At 48.2% G+C, this 19,376-nt stretch carries 20 protein-coding genes; 5 read left to right on the top strand and 15 right to left on the bottom strand.

Features of this window, described 5'->3' with window-relative positions; all coding sequences use genetic code 11:
* Positions 1–29: 29 nt before the first annotated feature.
* The 6 genes from K6Q96_RS18885 to K6Q96_RS18860 all read right to left on the bottom strand — a co-directional run bounded on the left by K6Q96_RS18885 (position 30) and on the right by K6Q96_RS18860 (position 7,115).
* Positions 30–743 (bottom strand): DUF3726 domain-containing protein, encoded by a 714-nt coding sequence (locus K6Q96_RS18885; RefSeq protein WP_251881864.1) that lies wholly within the window; start codon positions 741–743, stop codon positions 30–32.
* Entirely contained in the window at positions 740–2,446 is a 1,707-nt protein-coding gene (locus K6Q96_RS18880) for a hypothetical protein (protein ID WP_251881862.1), read from the bottom strand. The genes K6Q96_RS18885 and K6Q96_RS18880 overlap by 4 nt, the downstream gene beginning before the upstream one ends.
* Positions 2,447–2,543: 97 nt before the next feature.
* Entirely contained in the window at positions 2,544–4,115 is a 1,572-nt protein-coding gene (locus tag K6Q96_RS18875) for a BCCT family transporter (RefSeq protein ID WP_251882350.1), read from the bottom strand.
* Positions 4,116–4,210: 95 nt separating this feature from the next.
* On the bottom strand, positions 4,211–5,197 hold the full coding sequence (locus K6Q96_RS18870) for a membrane dipeptidase (RefSeq protein WP_251881860.1): 987 nt from the start codon (positions 5,195–5,197) through the stop codon (positions 4,211–4,213).
* A gap of 22 nt (positions 5,198–5,219) precedes the next feature.
* Positions 5,220–6,668, bottom strand: a complete 1,449-nt coding sequence (locus K6Q96_RS18865; RefSeq protein WP_251881858.1) for an aldehyde dehydrogenase family protein — start codon at positions 6,666–6,668, stop codon at positions 5,220–5,222.
* A 42-nt stretch (positions 6,669–6,710) separates the two neighbouring features.
* A complete protein-coding gene (locus tag K6Q96_RS18860; RefSeq protein WP_251881856.1) occupies positions 6,711–7,115 on the bottom strand; it encodes a RidA family protein in 405 nt (134 codons plus the stop codon).
* A 134-nt stretch (positions 7,116–7,249) separates the two neighbouring features.
* Here K6Q96_RS18860 and K6Q96_RS18855 point away from each other — a divergent pair, with 134 nt between their 5' ends.
* The 4 genes from K6Q96_RS18855 to K6Q96_RS18840 all read left to right on the top strand — a co-directional run bounded on the left by K6Q96_RS18855 (position 7,250) and on the right by K6Q96_RS18840 (position 10,592).
* Positions 7,250–8,149, top strand: coding sequence for a LysR family transcriptional regulator (locus K6Q96_RS18855; protein WP_251881854.1), 900 nt, complete (start codon positions 7,250–7,252; stop codon positions 8,147–8,149).
* 73 nt (positions 8,150–8,222) lie between these two features.
* Positions 8,223–8,651, top strand: a complete 429-nt coding sequence (trxC, locus tag K6Q96_RS18850) for a thioredoxin TrxC (protein ID WP_251881852.1) — start codon at positions 8,223–8,225, stop codon at positions 8,649–8,651.
* Positions 8,652–8,805: 154 nt separating this feature from the next.
* A complete protein-coding gene (locus K6Q96_RS18845; protein WP_251881850.1) occupies positions 8,806–9,186 on the top strand; it encodes a hypothetical protein in 381 nt (126 codons plus the stop codon).
* Positions 9,187–9,203: 17 nt separating this feature from the next.
* On the top strand, positions 9,204–10,592 hold the full coding sequence (locus tag K6Q96_RS18840) for a class II fumarate hydratase (protein ID WP_251881848.1): 1,389 nt from the start codon (positions 9,204–9,206) through the stop codon (positions 10,590–10,592).
* A gap of 127 nt (positions 10,593–10,719) precedes the next feature.
* On the opposite strand, the gene K6Q96_RS18835 is transcribed toward K6Q96_RS18840, so the two are convergent.
* From K6Q96_RS18835 to K6Q96_RS18815, 5 genes are all read right to left on the bottom strand, one after another.
* Complete coding sequence (locus K6Q96_RS18835; RefSeq protein ID WP_251881846.1) at positions 10,720–10,965, bottom strand: hypothetical protein; 246 nt, start codon at positions 10,963–10,965, stop codon at positions 10,720–10,722.
* A gap of 76 nt (positions 10,966–11,041) precedes the next feature.
* Positions 11,042–12,223, bottom strand: coding sequence for an alpha/beta hydrolase (locus K6Q96_RS18830; protein ID WP_251881844.1), 1,182 nt, complete (start codon positions 12,221–12,223; stop codon positions 11,042–11,044).
* Positions 12,224–12,397: 174 nt separating this feature from the next.
* On the bottom strand, positions 12,398–12,781 hold the full coding sequence (locus tag K6Q96_RS18825; protein ID WP_251881842.1) for a RidA family protein: 384 nt from the start codon (positions 12,779–12,781) through the stop codon (positions 12,398–12,400).
* Positions 12,778–12,966, bottom strand: a complete 189-nt coding sequence (locus K6Q96_RS18820; protein WP_251881840.1) for a GNAT family N-acetyltransferase — start codon at positions 12,964–12,966, stop codon at positions 12,778–12,780. Before K6Q96_RS18820 ends, K6Q96_RS18825 begins: the two co-directional genes overlap by 4 nt.
* An 18-nt stretch (positions 12,967–12,984) precedes the next feature.
* Positions 12,985–13,281, bottom strand: a complete 297-nt coding sequence (locus K6Q96_RS18815; protein ID WP_251881838.1) for a GNAT family N-acetyltransferase — start codon at positions 13,279–13,281, stop codon at positions 12,985–12,987.
* Positions 13,282–13,715: 434 nt separating this feature from the next.
* Between K6Q96_RS18815 and K6Q96_RS18810 the strand changes: the two genes are divergently transcribed.
* The gene (locus K6Q96_RS18810) at positions 13,716–14,747 is read left to right on the top strand and encodes an extracellular solute-binding protein (RefSeq protein ID WP_251881836.1); all 1,032 of its coding nucleotides are present in this window, start codon (positions 13,716–13,718) and stop codon (positions 14,745–14,747) included.
* Positions 14,748–15,205: 458 nt separating this feature from the next.
* Here K6Q96_RS18810 and K6Q96_RS18805 read toward each other — a convergent pair whose 3' ends face one another.
* From K6Q96_RS18805 to K6Q96_RS18790, 4 genes are all read right to left on the bottom strand, one after another.
* Positions 15,206–16,357: a porin family protein gene (locus K6Q96_RS18805; RefSeq protein ID WP_251881834.1), complete on the bottom strand. Its 1,152-nt coding sequence runs from the start codon at positions 16,355–16,357 to the stop codon at positions 15,206–15,208.
* A gap of 382 nt (positions 16,358–16,739) precedes the next feature.
* A complete protein-coding gene (gene pcp / locus K6Q96_RS18800) occupies positions 16,740–17,378 on the bottom strand; it encodes a pyroglutamyl-peptidase I (protein ID WP_251881832.1) in 639 nt (212 codons plus the stop codon).
* Between the two features lie 23 nt (positions 17,379–17,401).
* Complete coding sequence (locus K6Q96_RS18795) at positions 17,402–18,292, bottom strand: DUF979 domain-containing protein (protein ID WP_251881830.1); 891 nt, start codon at positions 18,290–18,292, stop codon at positions 17,402–17,404.
* Between the two features lie 5 nt (positions 18,293–18,297).
* The gene (locus K6Q96_RS18790) at positions 18,298–19,008 is read right to left on the bottom strand and encodes a DUF969 domain-containing protein (protein ID WP_251881828.1); all 711 of its coding nucleotides are present in this window, start codon (positions 19,006–19,008) and stop codon (positions 18,298–18,300) included.
* Between the last annotated feature and the right edge of the window lie 368 nt (positions 19,009–19,376).

The raw sequence follows: 19,376 nt of genomic DNA, 5'->3' as shown, positions 1-19,376 counted from the left end.
ATTACCCCGATGTTTTCATCGGGGTAATTTTATTCCCCCGCACCTCGCATTGAGCGTTCACTGTCTTCAACCAACAGTCTTGATGCGTAGTGTTTTAACGCCTCCCAATTACTCAGGCGAACACTAATTCCCTGCTCCCATGCGGAGTTTGCCGCTTCATTTTGCTCATGACCAGAAATCGTTGGTACCGATGCATTGTTGGAGGCAGAAAAAGGGGCCAGACTTAACTCTATCTGCATGCTGTTTTCCTCGAGACCCAGCTCCTTTTGAAGGTAAATATCAGGATACCGGGAGCCCGCATTCAGAATGCACTCGATATCATCCGGCGAGTCATTCCTGTGCCAGCGAACACGCACTGATAGCCCTTTACCTGCGAGTTTGAGAAGCTCACCAAATGCCAGCCAGCGGTTGCGGCAATCTTTGACTGACATAGACACCTGCGGGAAGCCAATCAACCTTTCAACTGCCACATCAATCAAAGCGGGCAAGTGGCAAAACAAACTGCCACCATGAAGGTTAACTAAGATACTTCCATCGCTGATGTCGCACTGCGGAGCATGCGCCTCTCGCTCTTCATCTAAGGTAGGTAAAGCATCTACAAACATCGAAACACCATTCAACCCGGCCATTTCCAGATCAACGACAGTCTCTGCGATAGTATCTGACTCACCATGGGGGTGTTTCAACGCATCGAAAGCCTTGGTACATAGCCCCACCAACTCATTGTGAGAGACCTGGATCATAGCCCATCCCCTTGCTCTGAAGATGAGGTTAAAACAGGAAACAGCCAAGAGTCAGTATTCGGGTCATTACCCAGTTCCGAAAACGTCGGTGCGCCCTGGAAAAGCGTCACTCTCACCCACCGATCAGAGCGGGGATCGAACTTGGTGGCGCCGAACATCGAAAGCTTGCATCGAAGCAGATGCATCGGTAACACATTTTTCGCCAACGCATTGATTTGAATATCACCCATAAGACAATTGCCAAGCGTCCAAATACGGCGGGCAATCATTCTGAAACCTGAGTTTTCCAGTAAAAATTCTGCCAGAGACGTTGTTGCATCCGCTTTTTTCAGCGCATGGTATAACCTTGAAGCCTGCCTGCCGACGTCGAGCCCCAGTTCTCTCTCTTCTCCTGGCTCCTCACCTCGCACCGCCATACGAGGTTCTTCTTTATCCTGTGAACGGTACCAGAACCAATATTGATTATCTGGCTTAGAAAAATCGATGTCTAAAGCCCACTTATAACGCGTTTCCAATAAAGAAATCATGGTCGACACTTTAATGCCTGGTGTCAGTGATAAAGACTCATCGGCATTCATTTCATTACAAAAGGGATCAACAACGTCAGGGAATGTTTCGAGCAAACAAGTGACCAAAATTTCCTGTGTTTCGAAAGAGTATTTTTCTGCCACAGAAATGACGTCAGCCCAGCTCGCGCTTGTGTTGGAAAGCATCACAATGTCGTGCTCCAGGGATGGAAGTTCATCCACACTCTGAGCGTTTAAACCTTTCTGGTGCTCGTCAATGGTGACGACTTCTTGCAGGTGCTTTCTCGCTTTACGCAATAAAAGCAACACTCTTACTGCGCTCTCTTCGCAGATAGGTTGCTGCGATACAGCCGCCAACGCCATTTCTCGGTGAGTCAACCAATTGTCTACCACTCTTGGGTGACGAATAAGGTAAGGTGCCATACCCAAACCGGTGGCATTACCAACCCCAATATAGCGCTGTAACTCAGGCGACAAGGTAGTCGCATGAACGCCGCCTTTTTGCTTCGCCAGAAAATGAACCCAGTCCAGGCTAAACTCGCGGAGTATATAAACCGCACACATCTGCGCACTGAATGAGAGACGGAAATCTGGGTTTTCATTCAGCGTTTCAAAGTCCGCAATCCCAAATTTACCATTGCCATAAACAGCAGTGGTGCGGAGGATGTACCCCACATTTGCGATTTCCTGAGCGTCAGGTTGTTGCCCAAGCGACAACGCATCAATCAGATGTTCAAACACGCGCACGCTCTTGTTAGCCCGGGATAACACAAGTACCTGAGTGGTATTTCTCCCTGCTTCCTGCAGCGGAACATTCTGACGCAAACGCTCCAGTTCACTCTGATCAACCCGTCCCTTGACCAGCGCCATGGTCACGTCCCACTTTTCCGCTATAACACGGTCATTGCGCTCTTCATCAGCAATTGCCGTTGAAAAAACAACCAGTTGATAAACCCCATTTGGTGTCAACAGCTCATAGACTGCAGTTCCAAATCCTTCCGCAGCAATGTCCCACTGAACGCATTCAATCTTCCACTGCTCAGACTCCATTTTTCTCAACAAACTACGCACGAAACTAAGACGGGTTTGATGCATCGCACCCAATCGATAGGGATCCATCACTACAGCCGGATCACGCAGCATAGTTACACTTTCCATAGCAGTTTTTGCATTCATGACGCCACACCTACAAACGCTTTGCATTGTTGATTATTCGGGGACAGCGTTATTCATGCTGTCCCATATTTGCCTCGTAACTATCAATTCACGACGATTAATCCAGTCCTTGGTCTTTCGCCATTTGCAGAGCGATTTTCGGACCATTCCACAGTGATGGCAGCAGGATGAGTGATACCGGCACCGCAGTGATAACAATGAAGGATTGAAGTGCAGACACACCGCCAGAGCCTAGAGAGATAAGAATGATGGCGGTAGCCCCCATCATGACACCCCAGAAGGTGCGCATCAGACCATTGGGGTTGAGGTCACCGCTGATCACCACACTGATGGTGTAAGTCATGGAGTCACCCGTAGTAACAATGAACACCGTGGTGAGGATGAGGAACAGAATGGAAATCAGCATGGGGAAAGGCAGTTGCTGAGTGATTGCAAGCAATGATGCTGGCAGGTTAAAGCCTTCAAATGCCTGACTAACTGAGCCAGGTTCTGCCATTTCAAAAGCCAGACCCGAGCCCCCCACAATGGTGAACCAGAAGCAGGTGATAAGCGGTGCAATGATGCTGATCGTGGTGACCAGTTGGCGAATCGTTCTGCCGCGTGAGATACGCGCAATAAAGATGGCCATCATTGGACCGTAGCCAAGGAACCAACCCCAGAAGAATACTGTCCACCAGCTCAGCCAACCCATATCGCCACGGAAGGTAGCCATAGGAATGAAGTTGTCGACCATGGTGCCTACGCCTTGCAGGTAACCATTGATAATAAAATCAGTTGGGCCAACCAAAAGGATATAAGCCATAAGGCCCACAGCCAGAATCACGTTGTAACGGCTCAGGATCTGGATACCTCGGTTGACGCCACTCAATGCTGAAATGGTGTAGATAGCGATTGCACAGAGGATGATGATGAATTGGGTCGTGAAACCATCAGGTAATGCGAACAATGCGTTCAGTGCATAGCTGATTTGCAGGCCAAGGAAACCAATTGGTCCAATGGTTCCCGCTGCAACCGCAATGATGCAGCAAGCATCAATCAGGGCACCAAACATACCTGTCATGGCACGCTCACCAAATACCGGGTAAAGCAGAGTACGTGGCTTCAGTGGCAGCCCTTTGTCATAGTGCAGGTGCATGAGCACAATGGTGGTTAGGGTGCCGAGGATGGCCCAGGCAAGGAAACCCCAGTGCATGAAGGACTGTGCCAATGCATTAAATGCCTGACGCTGTATATTGCCTTCTGGCACGCCATATAGCGGAGGAGGATTAACGAAGTGAGCAATCGGCTCTGCTGCCGCCCAGAAGACACCGCCGCCGGCCAAAAGGGTACAAAGAATGATTGCCAGCCATTTGAAGCCTTCCATTTCGGGCTTGTCCATCGCACCTAAGCGCACTTTGCCGGTACCTGGGCTGAACGCCAGTGCAAGGCCAATTAAAAACGTTGCCAACAATAGCAACTGCCAGTAAGGGCCAAAGAAGGACACACTCCAACTGAAGCCAGTATTAACCAGCGAAGACAGAAGCTTGTTATCAACAAGCGCTGTCACCACAAACAGCGTGAGAAAACCGCCGCTCATCCAAAAAACCGGATTATCAAGACCCAGTTTCACCCAGACACTTTGTTCCTTATTTACAGTGCTTGTCTTCTCTGCATTGAGTAATTCAGACATCATCTGTCTCCACGTTGTCGTTAGCTCCTGAACCAGCGTCCAAGAACCTTGCTCCTTGTGAGCGGGTTATCCCGCCTCGCGAAATGTTTTTAGATTTATTCCGGCTTTAAGCCATCTTCCAAAAAAGTGAGCCAATTGCGGCCGAGTATCCCTGCCACTTCCTGTTCACTGAATCCAATTTCGCGCAATCCCTGATAAATATTTTTTAACCCGCTGGTCTCCGGGAACCACGGCAAAGCCGCGGGCCAGCCAGCGTTTGAAGCCGAGCCTTCTCCATAATCGAGGCTTTTTGACCATCTGCCATTTCGCATCCATTCGAGAACGCTCTGTGGCTGGTTTTGACAAAGGTCACTGCCAATAGCGAGGTGTTCTACACCCACCATCTCAGCAGTATCTGCGACCATTCGGCAAAAGTCTTCCAGGCTGCAATCGCTGCCGCCAGGAAGGTGGAAAGGGTAAAGACTGAAGCCAAGCAAACCACCTCTTTCGCATAAGGCGCGGATCACTTCATCCGACTTATTGCGAAGTGCAGGATGAGCACGCTGTGGGTTTGCATGGCTTATACAGATAGGGCGGGAGGACAGCTCAATCGCTTCTAGCGTTGAACGTTCAGAGCTATGAGACATATCGACGATCATGCCAACACGGTTCATCTCTGCGATAGCTTGCTTGCCAAAGCGAGTCACACCGCTGTCTTCCTGCTCGTAACACCCCGTCGCCAGCAAGCTCTGGTTGTTATAGGTCAACTGCATAATCAAAAGGCCAAGCTTACGCATCACCTCAATCAGGCCGATTTCATCGTCGATCGGCGAGCAATTCTGGGCGCCAAAGAAGATCCCCACTTTGCCTTCACGTTTCGCCTTGAAAACGTCATCCATAGACATAACAGGCATGATCAAATCGCTGTTTCGCTCGAAGTGTAAGTTCCACTCGGCAAAACGGGTCAGTGTTTCACGCGCAGTCTCGTGGTACACCAAGGTCACATGAACCGCAGTCACTCCGCTTTGTTTGAGCGATTCAAAGTACGCTCTGTCCCAGAGGCAGTACTGCAGTCCATCGATGATGATTTCGTCCTGATACATAAGCTGTCCCTACCCTGATCAATTAGTACGCGCGCTGGTAAGCCGTTTTCACGATGGTGTAGAAATCACGTGCATACTGGCCCTGCTCGCGCGGACCAAAGCTGGATTCCTTGCGGCCGCCAAACGGTACGTGATAGTCAGTGCCTGCCGTTGGCAGATTTACCATCACACAACCGGTTTGGGCTTGTTGCTTAAAGAGGGCGCTGGTGCGAAGGCTGGATGTCACAATCCCCGCAGTCAGGCCAAAACGGGTTTCATTCACTTTGGCGATGGCTTCATCCAGAGAGCCGACGCGCTGAACGCAGGCCATAGGAGCGAATAGCTCTTCCTGATTGATGTCCCAATCATTCTGGGTATTGATGAACAAGGTCGGCGCCATGTAGTAACCGTCGTTTTCAAGGGTTAAACGCTCACCACCAGTGACCAGCTCCGCACCCAGTTCATGGGCTCTCTCTACCCACTTCAGGTTTGAAGAAAGTTGGCGTTCATCGACGACTGGCCCCATAAACACACCGTCTTCCAACGCATGTCCAACTTTCAGTTGCTGCATACGCGCAGAAAGTGCTTCAACGTAAGCATCATGAACGCTATCAAGGACGATAAGGCGGGAGGACGCGGTGCACTTCTGACCTGTCCCAGAGAATGAGCCGGCTATGGTTGCTTCTACAGCGATGTTGATGTCAGCGTCTTCGGCAATAACAAGGGCATTCTTACTGCCCATCTCAAGCTGGCAGCGAACAAAGTTAGGCGCCGTCGCTGCTGCCACTTTTCGGCCCACATCCACAGAGCCTGTGAAGCTGACAGCATCGATTTCGCTGCTGTGGATCAGGGTGTCGCCCACTTCAGAACCAGAGCCCAGCACCAGGTTAAATGCTCCTGCCGGCAGCCCAGAACGGTGAATGATATCTGCCAATGCCACGGCACTTGCGGGTGTCAGGTTGGCAGGCTTCCAAATTACGCTGTTGCCAAATGCCAGTGCTGGCGCAATTTTCCAAGAGGCAGTGGCCGTCGGGAAGTTCCATGGCGAAATGATTGCAACCACGCCAACTGCTTCACGAGTGACTTCGACCTGAACGCCGGGGCGCACAGATTCGGCCATTTCACCCATTTGACGCAGCACTTCCGCCGCATAGTATTGGAAGAATTGCCCCGCTCGGTAAACCTCACCACGACCTTCTGCGAACGGTTTGCCCTCTTCGCTGGAAAGCAAACGGCCCAACTCATCACAACGTGCAATCAGCTCATCACCAATGGTTTGCAGCACTTTCTGTTTTTGTTCCAGCGGCGTTTTCGCCCAAACTGGCTGCGCTTCACGTGCACTGGCAATCGCCTGATGAACCTGAGCTTGGCTGGCTTGCGCAAAGTCCCCCAAAGACTCGGAAATGTTAGATGGGTTGATGTTGGCAACCGTACGGTTTCCCTGACACCACTCCCCACCAATGTAGAGTGCGTTTTCTCTGTTCAGGCTCATCGTTGACTCCTTGATCTCTATTTTTTATTTCAAATTCATTTGTTATTGAGGAAGCGCGGCATACACCACCAGCTCCACTAACATGCCTTCCCTTGCTAAATCCGCCACTACCATCGCCGCTCGGTTCGGGTATGGCGCATTAAAATATTCGGCGTAGACCTTGTTAACAGTTTGAAGGTAGCTACGGTCCGTCACATAAATCAGCACTTGCAGCACCGCCGAACTAGTCACACCTGCGCTTTCAAGTGTGTGCATCAGGTTATCCATGGTTTGACGGGTCTGCGCTTCAATGCCGCCATTCACCAGCTGACCTTGTTTATCAATGGGGATTTGAGCGGTGTAGAGCGTACCGTTATGGCCAACCGCCCACTCAAGAGGGGCTTTCGAGGCAAACAGGTCAGTTTTAATCACGGATTTCTCTACGTGGCGATTCTCTTGGGGCAACATTGAATTAAGACTCTCTTTGTCAATCTGTTAACAATTGATTAAAGTCTGCCTTACAATTTTTGATAAAACGAACGGTTAATTTTTTTCAATTGTTCAGTTTTATTTATCGTTTATCAGAGAGGGATTTAGGGCGGATGGATATTAAGCTGCAGCAGTTGAAACACTTTTCCTTAGTCGCGGAGCTGCGTGGTTTTCGCGCGGCGGCTTCAAAAGCTAATCGCTCGCAGGCGGCACTGTCTACCTCAGTCAAAGAACTGGAAAAGATACTGGGGCAATCCCTGTTTGATAATGGACACAAAGCAAAGCTGACCCCTTTTGGCGAATTCTGTCTTCCTAAAATCAACCAATTTCTAAAGCTATACGAAGAGTTGAACTCTGACCTATGCGCCGCTGCCGCAGGCCAGTTAGGTCAGGTACGGATTGCCAGCGTCCCTTCGGTCGCCGCCAAGTTAATCCCCACCGTTTTAGCAAGTTACACAGAAAACCATCCCAATGTGGATGTCGCTTTAGTCGATGACAATGCAGCCGGTGTAGAAGCAAGGTTACTCGCAGGAGAGGTAGATTTAGCGCTGGGGAACTGTCTTCATATTCAGGATGAACGCATTGAGTTCACACCGCTACTGGCCGATCCCTTGGGTGTGGTGTGTTTGAAAGACCACCCTCTAACACAGCAGGCAAGAGACATCGAATGGCAAGATTTGGTGGCGCTTCCTTTTGTAAAAAATGGCACTTGTACCTTACTTGAGCCCACGCACGCCAATGTACTTGCTGCCAATGCACGCTACAGCGTCGAAAACATCACTTCCCTATTTTCCGTTTTAAAGCTTGGGATAGGCATCACTACCCTGCCTAAGCTCGCTTTCCCAGATGATGAGAGGGATCTCTGTTGGCTTCCCCTAACAACACCCTATGTGGAAAGGCAAATTGGTATCTTACGGTTGAAAGATCGTTACTTTTCGCCACAGGCTTATGAATTTTATGAACTGTGCAAAGCGCGAATTTCTGATGATAGGAGAAACCAATCTCAACGATAGATGAAATGAAATGGCCTCAAAGCCGGGATACGAATAATCTACACCCAAGCAAATCAAAGGAAAGGTTTTCAAAATGAGTACATTAACCGTGCGTTGTCCACATTGTAATAAGCTGAATCGCATTCCGGCTGAGCGCGTTGATGAGAATCCAAGCTGCGGCATTTGTAAGTCTTCGCTGCTTACAGGAAAACCGATTGAAGGTACTGATGACAACATGGACGCCCTGCTCGCTTCTGGTAAGCCTGTGGTTATTGATTTCTGGGCACCTTGGTGTGGCCCATGTCAGGGATTCGCGCCAGTATTTGAAGCCACAGCAAAAGGTAAGCAAGAGGACGCTATCTTCGTCAAAGTAAACACTGAAGAGCAGCAAGCGTTGGCAGCGAAATATCGAATCCGCAGCATACCGACCATTATGTTGTTCAAGGATGGCAAGATGGCTCAGCAAATCAACGGTGCGCTACCACAAAATGAGTTCAACGGCTGGTTATCCCAGACTATCTAACTCATTTCACTATCCATATCGAGGGGCGCTAAAGCGCTCCTTTTTTGTTTCGATTGAACCGAAATCTTCAATAACGACAAAAACCAAGGGGTTGTTATCAAAAACATTAAATGATAATAATTATCATTATCTAGAAATAAATCGGGGCTGGTAGATGATCGACAGAACGTTTTTATACACAGAGTATTTTCAGTCGTTGGAAAGGTTTAATCATTCAGACATTGTCTGGGGCTATGAACCCGATGTGGTTTACCACTTCATTCAGTCGGGTGTCACGCTCGCTTCCTACCATGAGTTAGGCGCCGAGAATGAAAGCCCGCTGCTCGCTGAGCTTTATCTGCGTCAGGTTTACTTCGCACTGATTGAAGCCATCCGAGACCCCGATCGATCACAGCAATTCCGCCACGTGTGCCTGAACATGATTCATGAGCCTCTGATTGCACTCAAAAGGTTTTATAAACGCCGCCATGGCGGGGAACAGAGATTCCTCTCACTACAACTCGAATTACAACGCCTTCAGGCACCACTGGATTAAAGGCAAAAGGACCCTGTATGACTACCCAAGAATTCAGAACAGAGAAAGACAGCATGGGAGAAATTCGCGTTCCTGCGGATGCCCTCTACCAAGCCCAAACTCAGCGCGCCGTCGACAACTTCCAGTTCAGTAGACACACCATGCCAGCGACTTTTATTCAGGCCTTGGCATACATTAAGCAGACCGCTGCTATCACTAATGCACAGCTAGGCTTGCTACAAGGAGATATTGCTGAGTCTATCTCTAATGCTGCCCAAGAGATCATTGATGGTGAACACCTCGACCAGTTTCCTGTCGATGTGTTCCAAACCGGTTCTGGCACCAGTTCTAACATGAATGCCAATGAAGTGATTGCGACGCTCGCCAGTGCCAAGCTTGGCGATGTCGTTAGCCCAAATGACCATGTAAATATGGGCCAAAGTAGCAATGACGTCATCCCTACTGCGATTCAAGTCAGCGCTGCTTTGACGATTGAAAAGCACCTCCTGCCATCTTTGGCGCACCTCTCCCATACACTGCATATCAAGCGTGAAGATATCGGTGCCGTGGTCAAAACAGGGCGCACCCATTTGATGGATGCAATGCCAGTGACTTTTGATCAAGAACTCGGCGGCTGGCAGTTCCAGGTTGAGCATGCCAAACAAGGTATTGAACGCAGCCTGGGAGCCGTTAAAGCACTCGCTCAAGGTGGTACTGCGGTTGGTACAGGTATTAATGCAGATCCACGATTTGCTTCCGCATTCGCCCACAACCTTTCGCAAGCGACAGGCGCGCAATTTGAAGCCAGCGAAAACTTCTTCTTCAATCTCAGCAGTCAAGACGCCATGGTAGCTTTGTCTGGCCAACTCAAGACGGCTGCTGTTGCCATCATGAAGATTGCCAATGATCTACGTTGGATGAACTCCGGCCCGTTGGCAGGATTGGGAGAAATTGAGCTTCAAGGCTTACAACCAGGATCTTCCATCATGCCTGGCAAAGTGAACCCTGTGATTCCTGAAGCCGCAGCCATGGCAGCAGCGCAGGTGATTGGCAACGACGCCACCGTCACCGTGGCAGGCCAATCTGGCAATTTCCAGCTTAACGTGATGCTTCCAGTCATTGCTCACAATGTGTTGGAGAGCATTGAACTGCTCAGTAATAGTTCGCGTGCACTGGCAGACAAGGCCATTTTCACGTTCACGGTCAGGAAAGAAAATCTGGATGTTGCGCTGGCGAAAAACCCCATTTTGGTGACAGCGCTCAATCCCGTGATTGGATACCTAAAAGCGGCAGAGATCGCCAAAAAGGCATACAAAGAAGGTCGAGCCATCATTGATGTTGCGGAAGAAGAGACAGATTTAGACAGAGAAGCGTTAACGCGCTTGCTCGACCCTACCCAACTCACCCAAGGTGGGTTGGCAGAATAGAATACCAATAACTCAAAGCACTACCTTCACTTGCTGAAATACCGGAACAGCAGTTAGATTCCGGACAACAAACGCCCTCTATTGAGGGCGTTTGTTGTTAATGAAAGAAAAATTTCCAAACTAGGAATTAGTGCTTTTTCGGCCCGTAACGAACCAAATCTTTGCCAGTCTCAAACACCTCTGGCGTTACGTCACGCGCTAGTATCAGTTGATGTTTATCATCCAGCACAGCAAGAAAAGGCTGACCGGTAGCATTGTTGGTTGCCAGCGCAACACCCGCTACACCCGTCAGTCCCAAACCACCGCTTTCAATGGCGATAAGGAAGGTTTCCAGATCTTCGAGGGTGCTGATGATATCAATTTTGTCAGTCATAAATTCACAGTTATTGTGGTTTGAATAATGCGCTGGATTATTCCATGCCACACACGCCATTGGCAACGAGACGCACTTACTTTGTCACGGTTCCAACGGTTTCCGCTAACTCTGAAAAATAAGGATTCCACGTCAAACGGGCATGGATTTTACCTTCTTCCAAATAGTCATAACTGGCATACCAAAGTTCGTCACTACTAGGACACGCTTTTTCTGCTTCCTCACTCTGGCCGTTGTCACAAACCAATTGGCTACCGTTTTTGCCGTAGTAGTCATTGGATGGAGAGAACAACACACTCATGTGAGAAAACGTACTGATACGTTGCTCTGGAATGGATGAAGCCAAAGAGATAATGCGTGTGTCTCCTGTGATTTTCCCGTCCCCGTACCATACAAAGCGGCTTTGAGGGTGAAGAAAGCTCGACTTAAACAGGTCGATGGTTTCAGCAGAATCCAACACACTGTCGCTCTCGCTGATGACCATCAGTACAGGCTTGCGATATGGCGTTTCTGACAGATGATCATTCACTTCACTGACCGACTCAGAAAATAAAACTGCACCGTTTGTGGCCAAGGTGGCGTAACGGGTGTAGTTGTCTTCATGCGGATCAACATCCAGCCAATCCAGGAAGTAGTTAGCCACTGGAGCAATCACATGCAAGGAATCTTTTGGCGCCATGGCCGGAGAGAACAACAACAGACCATCAATATCATCATGTTGAGCAGCATAAGCCGTTACGAGGTTTGCACCCGTAGAGAAACCGCCCAACCAGACTTCATCCACGTCATTTGCCAACAGCTCAGCATGATGCTGAACCACCCGCTTCCAATCATCAAAGGTTGGCAATATCAGGTCGCCGGGACGCGAGCCATGACCAGGAAGTAAAACAGTTCTAACCAAAAAGCCCTGCTCAGAGAGAACCTTGGCAATATCTCTGAAATAGAATGGAGAATCGCCTAGCCCGTGCACAAAAAGTACGCCCTTAGTCGGCGTGACTTGGTCCTTCGGAGCAAGCTCAAACGGCAAATTTGCATCAATTTCTGTCTGCTTGTCGTCCGTCAAAAAGACCCGGTTTTGTTCCAGCCAAAGCTTGGTGTCTTTAATATATTCGTCGAACGACGTTTGCTCATACTCAGGCAATTTCTCTGATGTTTGATACAAAGGCTCATCAGGTGCCTGCAAACAGCCTGTTGTCAGGAATGCTCCTCCCAATAAAACAGCTGCCACTTTCAAATAAGTTGAGTATTTGGATTTCATAAAACCTCTCGCAGAATGGGATGAGCCATCCTTACTGATTAATGAAATCACTTTAAACAACGCAGTGTGAAAAAAATGTCAGCCGTTGTGAAAATTAGCTAAATGCTATTATTTTTCATGATTTTGAAATAGATAAGCTGTGAGCTTTTATGAAGTAAAACTTGCCTCGAGATACTAGCGCTTGGCAACAATTCTCATCTCTACCAACGCATTGTCAGGGATAAATTCCGATACACCAATGGCAGACCAAGCAGGATATGGCGCTTTGATGTACTCATCCTTAACCCTAGAGAAAACATCGATGTGCTTTTTTAGTTCGATGTGAAATGTGGTCATTTCAACGATATCTGAATAGCTGAGCCCTGCCGCATTCAGGTATACACCCAGTTTGTAAAACGCATCGTGAAACTGCTCTTCTGGGTCTGTACTGATTCGCTTGCCTTTTCTTGCAGCAGTCACACCGGAAAGATACACAGTGCCATCGGCATCGATCACTGGTGAAAAATGCCAATCATCGAAGTAATGCTTAAATTCTTCTGGGACGATTGATTTCTTCATGACACCCTCTTCGTCATCAGCACATCAATAATTGTGGTGCCTTCAAACTCTTCCGAAACAAAACCATCTGCATTTTCAAAACCATGTTTCATGTAAAACTGAATGGCTGTTACGTTGTTATTCAACACGTATAAATGGATCGTTCCCACGCCGCTATCTCGAGCTGTATTTTCCAAATTGCGCATAAATAGGCTCCCCGTGCCCTATCCATAGTGGGTTGGGCAAAGGTACAACTTACTCAACTCAATGATCTCAGGGGCATCTGGGTGGACTCGATAGGACATAAACCCAACCACCGTGGAGGCGCTCTCCGCAACAACAACAAATTCAGCATTTGTTTGTATAGTTTCCTCCCACTCTTTAATCCGGGCTGAGAGCGTATAGCCTTTGATATAGTTCTCTGGCATTAACCCCTCGAATGCGACTTCCCAAGAGTCGACATGAATTTTTGCTATGTTCTCCGCATCAGATAACACTGCTTTTCGGAGTTTTATCCCCATCTTTTCTATCCTGAAGCCTGACCTTTTTGGACAGCATAAGGTATCACTTGCCACAATCGCTTACCGACAGGTGACACCCGTAAAATGTAACTTCCCAACATGACTCGCAAATGCCAAAAAGGCCCAATGAAATCCGCTCCTTTCCCATCATTGGGAGTGCTGTCTTTTTTGATTCTTTTCTGCACGTCAGCATGACAGAAATTGTCTTGTTCCTTTCCCTGTAAGCGAATAGTGGTTTTCGGTCGCCTGAATCAGTTGCCAGCACTGGGTTTCGGCTGTAATATCGCGCCGATTTTTTCGGGCTCGGATGTCTTTCTGACCGCCCAACCGACGAGATTCTCTGAGTAAAATCAGATGTTAACGCGGGGATGACGATGTCTCCCTGGAGTATTAATGCGCCCTATCGAGGGGGCCTTTGGAGGTGGAAACCGACAATGAAAAAATGGTCTTCAATTCTGGCCAGCGCTGCATGTGCAGCCGCTATCTTCACCACACCGGCACAAGCTGCTGATGATCAACTGATTTTCGCCAACTGGGGTCCTTACATCTCAACAGAGCTGTTGGAACAATTTACCCGCGAAACTGGCATCAAGGTTATCTACTCAACGTACGAGTCGAACGAAACCCTGTATGCGAAAATGAAAACCCACCCAGACGGGTATGATCTTGTGGTGCCATCAACCTACTTCGTAGCAAAAATGCGCGATGAAGGTATGCTCCAGAAAATCGACCATTCAAAGCTGAACAACTTCACCGAGCTGGATAAGAACTACCTCGACAAGCCGTTCGATCCAAGCAACGACTACTCCATTCCTCACGTGATTGCGATGACAGGTCTGGCAGTAAACACAGACATGTACAACCCGGAAGATTTCGACAGCTGGGGAGATCTGTGGAACCCAGAGCTCGAAGGCCAAATCATGCTGATGGATGACACCCGAGAAGTGTTCCACATCGCACTGCGTAAGCTGGGTTACTCGGGTAACTCTACCGATCCAAAACAGATTGACGAAGCCTACGAAGAACTGAAGAAGCTGATGCCAAACGTATTGGTATTCAACTCAGACAACCCGGCAAACCCTTACCTGTCCGGTGAAGTAGGTCTGGGCATGCTGTGGAATGGCTCTGCAGCAGCTGCACAACGTGAAGGTCTTCCGATTGAGCTGGTATGGCCGAAAGAAGGCGGTATCTTCTGGGTAGATAGTCTGGCAATTCCAAAGAACGCGAAGAACACGGAAGCGGCTCACAAGATGATCGACTTCCTTCTCCGTCCTGAGATTGCAGCAAAAATCAGTGCTGATACCGGTTACCTGACTGCGGTTGAGAAGTCTAACGCCGCCTACAAAGACAACCCAACCTTGTTCCCACCGCAAGAAGACATTGACCGTGGTGAATGGCAAGACGCCGTTGGTCACCTGACCGAGAAGTACGAAAACTACTTCCTGCGTTTGAAAACCGGCGAGTAATTCCGTTTAAAACTATCTTTAAGGGCTGCTGTTACAGCGGTCCTTATTGTATGGGTATATTCAGTATTAGTATGCAAAGTGGGCTAGTCATCTAGATAATGCTACTTACCATGCATTTCCCCCACTTTTCATGAGTAAACCACTTATGATACAACGTCTCATCTCTCATATTTTCACCCTCTTTTAAACGAATTTCAGATCCGTTTTTTACAGTATTGAATACTCTTTGTGAAAGCGGTTTCTTCTATACACCCCAAGGCAGTCGTTCTTGCTCTTTCCCACGCCAACCAACGGGAGTTGCAATAGTTTTTCTTGGGGTGTTTTTTTTAGAATGAAAAAGTGGCGTCAAGCTCTAAGCCAAACTTAACGCCATTAGCACACTACAGAAAGCGACCTCTCAGCGCTAACATATCGTGCTTAATAAACCAGGCGTGGTTTAAGGGTACTCTTCACAACCGTTAGAAAGTGACTACGGCGCCTAACGCGTAGGTGTTGTTTTTCTCGGTGTTACCTTCGTTCACTTCGGTACGGTTATATTCTGCCACCAGGGTCAGATTGCTATTCACAGTATGGAACCAAGCAACCGCTTTGTTTGCGTACTCCAGCGTTTTGGTGCCATCAGTATCGACTTCAGTGTTGCCGTAGGACAGCACAAATCGCTCACTATCAAAGGTGTAAGAGCCTTGCAGCAAATAGCCATCTGACTTGGTCTTTTCTGTACTCACGATAGTATCCAAGCCAGCGACATCACCTAGCCCGGTAGTGCTGAAACCAGAAGCATTCAACGCTAAACCACCAAAACCAACTCGGACACCGCCACCCAGACCATCCGAATCAACAGTACCATTACTGTCTTGCGAACTTTGAGTCACGCCATTGATGTAAGCTTTGAAATCAACAGTATCAAAGTCTCCGGTGTAAGTGATTTCACTTTCAAATCGAGGGCTGTCTTCCGAGCCGTTTGCGCTCTTCTTGCTCGGATCCATCACACCCACCGCGATTTGGAAACCAGACAGATCAGGTGTGCGATAAGTAATTTGAGCTTTCGGGAGTGGATAGGTGTAACCCGAACCAATGTTACCGAAAGAAACGTTTCCGCCATCAATAAGGCCGTAGTAATCACTGCTTTGGCCGTGACCTAGTAGCAACTCATCGGTAAGGATGTTGCTGCGGGAGAACAGACCGAAGTCCTTACCCAGCAATACCTGTCCCCAATCAGAATCGATAGTGGCGTAGAACTGGCGTACATCAATACCAGAGCGGGTTCCTAAACCTTCCGCACCACGCTGATTATCGGTGTCATTGAGCGTGACCCAAAATGACGAGCGGGCACCAATCTTGAGATCATTCACTTCGGTTTTAAAATTAAAGCCAATATAGTTTGGCAAGAAGCCGATGCGGACTCGGGACTGGTCGCGATTCATTTTATTGCTGTTTGGATCGTTAAAGTCCGACAAACGGTCAGAGCTTGAATTGGTGTAGAAGACGTTGACCAGAAGATCAGTGGTAACAGAGTTAGTGTCATCGTCATAGAGCGTCACAGCGGCAGTTGCGTTTGCACACATCATCGCCAAAGTCATTGGCGCAAATTTAAGCGCATGCTTATTCATTAATGGGTACTCCTTACTCATTTTTGCACGAGGCTAAATAACACCACTGCAACTTGGGTAAATTACAGTGCACGCTCATCCTATATCGATGCTAATAACCTAATAATTAAGAGTTAGGATGAAATAAACCCCACCTTTGAATGAGGGACTAAGAAACGCAAGAAATACGCTTCAACGATAATTGAACACTAATTATCCATACGCCCATTATTCAATTAATTGAATAAAACCTATTTGAGACGCCATGTGAATATTTGCTTTTCAAGGAGCAGTGTTAGAAGACAGTGCTGGGGTACCAGAAAATAAAAAAGTGTCGGTCATATAACAAAAAAAGAGCCGACATTATCGGCTCTTTTCTTATTGGGCTATCAGTCGCTCAGGCTTAGCAAATCTGCCCAGCTCCCTCAGAAATGTCTTTCGTGTTCTCGAGAGTCGCTTGAGCTGCCAAACGAAGTCCTTCGACGATAATATCCAGAGACATGGACGGCTGATCGGTTGCTGCTGCTTGCTCTGGTAGCAGTGGGATATGAATAAAGCCGTGGCCGATATCTGTGTCACGCAAAAAGTGCTGAATACCATAAAACACGTGGTTACAGACAAAAGTACCTGCAGTATTCGAGACCTGGCAGGGAATACCGTTTTCCTGAAGCTTGCGGGTGATCGCTTTGATTGGCAAAGTCGAGAAATAAGCTGCTGGCCCCTCTTCGTCGATAGGCTCATCAATCGGCTGGTTTCCGCCATTATCTGGAATGCGGAAGTCGTCCATGTTAATTGCTACACGCTCAGGTGTGATCGCATTGCGACCCGCAGCCTGACCGACCGTTATTACGTAACTTGGTTGATACGCCTCAATGGCTTCACTGATCGCTTTCAATGCATCATACCGCGTTACTGGCACTTCGCAGGTCACAATCATGCCACCTTCAAGCTCAACACCATCTAGTTTTTTCACCGCTTCCAGCGCAGGGTTGATCGATGCGCCGCCAAACGGCTCAAAACCCGTAATCAGAACTTTTTTCATCGCTTTCCTCAGAATGCAAAGCTTTACATAACAAATATGTTGAATGCCAAGATGATCAGCCCTGGGATCACCTGCATCAGAATAACGTGGTGCTTATTTTTCAGTTCAAGCAACGCGGCTGGCACGATATTGAAGTTTGCCGCCATTGGTGTCATCAGGGTACCGCAATAACCTGAAAGCATGCCCAGCACACCAATAATTGCGGCGTTGCCGCCGTTTTCCAACACCAATAGTGGAATACCGATACCAGTGGTGATCACCGCAAAAGCTGCAAAGGCGTTACCCATCACCACAGTGAAAATCATCATACCAGCACAGTAGGCAATCACATTTACCAGCAACATGTTTTCCGGGATCATCATTTTTACGATTTGTGCGACGGTATCACCCACACCCGCTTGGTTAAACAGATAACCCAATGCAGCGAGAAACTGCGACAAAATCGCGGCCCAGCCAATAGAGTCAATTAGGCGACGACCTTCGTTCAGACTGTGTATCGGCTGACTCTTCGTCATGACTAGCGCCACAATGATTGACGCAATCGAAGCAATACCCAGGCCCACCAGCGCGCCCAGCGAGGTAAATTGGCTGATAGCAACGGTTCCCACTGGCACAATCGCCGCTGGGATAAAGAGTTTGTTTTTCAGCACAGACGCGGTTTTCTGACGCTCTTCTTCGTTGGTGGTTTTGTAATTGCCCACACCCATAAATTCGCCAGCAGCCAGCGCGGTCAACGCCAGTACCATCAAGCCTGTCACCCAGTTCGGTATCATCGCACCGAAGATAAAGGTCACACCGTAAATTAACCAGAAAAGGCCAGTACCGACGCGTTTGGGATTGTCTTTGTCCGAAAAGGTTTGAAGTGAGAAAGCCAGCAACAGCAAACCTGTGGTTTGGTAGATATATTCAAGCATGGCAATTACCCTTCGCTTTTAACGTCAGTCGCCGTTGCAGCGGCTTTTTCTAAGTTTTTCAGCAAACGGGCTTCCATAACTTTGCTGAAAACCACGAACACGATGTAAGAAGCAACAGCCGTTGGCAGCGCCCACAACGCCATGGTTTCTAACTGTACATCCAACTTGTTGTCAGCCATCACGCCTTTAATCAGCAGGATACCGCCCGTACCGATAAACAGCAGTTGGCTGAAGAAGTTGCCAAAGTTTTCACTGGCAGCGGCGAGTGCGCGAATGGCCTGACGCTTCTCTTCTTGCAGCTTCGGTGAAACTTTCTCTGCTGCCGCTTCCGCCATAGGCGCAATGAGAGGACGGATCATGGATGGGTGACCACCGATGCTCAAGCCCATGCCATTTGTCACTTTCCGCAGTAGCAGATAAGTCATCAGAATTTTGCTGACAGACGCTTTTTTCATGGAACCGATCAGCTGTTCGGCTCGCTGGCGAAGACCATAACGTTCAAGAATGCCGATCATTGGAAGAATAATGATGAAAAGGGACATATAGCGGTTTTGAGTGAAGGACTGGCCGAGTGTGGAAAGAATATCCATCAAGGCGATGTCAGCGACGAGGCCCGTTGCTACCCCAGCAACTAAAATAACAAGCAAGGTGTTTAGCTTTAGTGCCAACCCCACCGTAATTATTACAATGCCAATCAATGGCCAGAAATCGATCATGTTTGCCCTCTACACGGCGTTATTATTGTGTTTGTGGGCAGGTTTTTACCCGCCTTCCACCCGAGTATACGAGAGCCGAAATTTCTCCTCCAATCAGAGTTTTTTGTTATAACAACCAATAAATCACTTCAATTGCTCCAATCATTCATTTCTACCACTAAAGTTGGAAAACTTTCTTCTACTAATGCAAGAACCCTACTTTGGTCTGCCTATTTATCCTCCTTTTTTCTCTAGCATCAAAGGCAATGAGCACTTCAAATACGGCCACCGGACGAAAAATGAACGAACCGCTCTAAAACCAAGCAACTATTAGTATTATACCCAAATAACCTGAAGATGCAGGATTCAGCGAGATTGACTGGCGTTGT

Origin of the sequence: Grimontia kaedaensis, from assembly GCF_023746615.1 — a bacterium.
Taxonomy (GTDB): domain Bacteria; phylum Pseudomonadota; class Gammaproteobacteria; order Enterobacterales; family Vibrionaceae; genus Enterovibrio; species Enterovibrio kaedaensis.
The sequence above is the reverse complement of the archived record's forward strand: the minus strand, read 5'-3'. Positions and strand labels throughout refer to the sequence as shown.

Bases quoted from the DNA above. Each gene is read 5' to 3' on its own strand.
- K6Q96_RS18795 (WP_251881830.1), bottom strand. From the start codon at position 18,292: ATGCTTGAATATATCTACCAAACCACAGGTTTGCTGTTGCTGGCTTTC.
- K6Q96_RS18805 (WP_251881834.1), bottom strand. From the start codon at position 16,357: ATGAATAAGCATGCGCTTAAATTTGCGCCAATGACTTTGGCGATGATG.
- K6Q96_RS18830 (WP_251881844.1), bottom strand. From the start codon at position 12,223: ATGAAATCCAAATACTCAACTTATTTGAAAGTGGCAGCTGTTTTATTG.
- K6Q96_RS18835 (WP_251881846.1), bottom strand. From the start codon at position 10,965: ATGACTGACAAAATTGATATCATCAGCACCCTCGAAGATCTGGAAACC.
- K6Q96_RS18790 (WP_251881828.1), bottom strand. From the start codon at position 19,008: ATGATCGATTTCTGGCCATTGATTGGCATTGTAATAATTACGGTGGGG.
- K6Q96_RS18870 (WP_251881860.1), bottom strand. From the start codon at position 5,197: ATGTATCAGGACGAAATCATCATCGATGGACTGCAGTACTGCCTCTGG.
- K6Q96_RS18845 (WP_251881850.1), top strand. From the start codon at position 8,806: ATGATCGACAGAACGTTTTTATACACAGAGTATTTTCAGTCGTTGGAA.
- K6Q96_RS18880 (WP_251881862.1), bottom strand. From the start codon at position 2,446: ATGAATGCAAAAACTGCTATGGAAAGTGTAACTATGCTGCGTGATCCG.
- K6Q96_RS18885 (WP_251881864.1), bottom strand. From the start codon at position 743: ATGATCCAGGTCTCTCACAATGAGTTGGTGGGGCTATGTACCAAGGCT.
- K6Q96_RS18865 (WP_251881858.1), bottom strand. From the start codon at position 6,668: ATGAGCCTGAACAGAGAAAACGCACTCTACATTGGTGGGGAGTGGTGT.
- K6Q96_RS18810 (WP_251881836.1), top strand. From the start codon at position 13,716: ATGAAAAAATGGTCTTCAATTCTGGCCAGCGCTGCATGTGCAGCCGCT.
- K6Q96_RS18815 (WP_251881838.1), bottom strand. From the start codon at position 13,281: ATGGGGATAAAACTCCGAAAAGCAGTGTTATCTGATGCGGAGAACATA.
- pcp (WP_251881832.1), bottom strand. From the start codon at position 17,378: ATGAAAAAAGTTCTGATTACGGGTTTTGAGCCGTTTGGCGGCGCATCG.
- K6Q96_RS18855 (WP_251881854.1), top strand. From the start codon at position 7,250: ATGGATATTAAGCTGCAGCAGTTGAAACACTTTTCCTTAGTCGCGGAG.
- K6Q96_RS18820 (WP_251881840.1), bottom strand. From the start codon at position 12,966: ATGCGCAATTTGGAAAATACAGCTCGAGATAGCGGCGTGGGAACGATC.
- K6Q96_RS18860 (WP_251881856.1), bottom strand. From the start codon at position 7,115: ATGTTGCCCCAAGAGAATCGCCACGTAGAGAAATCCGTGATTAAAACT.
- K6Q96_RS18875 (WP_251882350.1), bottom strand. From the start codon at position 4,115: ATGTCTGAATTACTCAATGCAGAGAAGACAAGCACTGTAAATAAGGAA.
- K6Q96_RS18825 (WP_251881842.1), bottom strand. From the start codon at position 12,781: ATGAAGAAATCAATCGTCCCAGAAGAATTTAAGCATTACTTCGATGAT.
- K6Q96_RS18840 (WP_251881848.1), top strand. From the start codon at position 9,204: ATGACTACCCAAGAATTCAGAACAGAGAAAGACAGCATGGGAGAAATT.
- trxC (WP_251881852.1), top strand. From the start codon at position 8,223: ATGAGTACATTAACCGTGCGTTGTCCACATTGTAATAAGCTGAATCGC.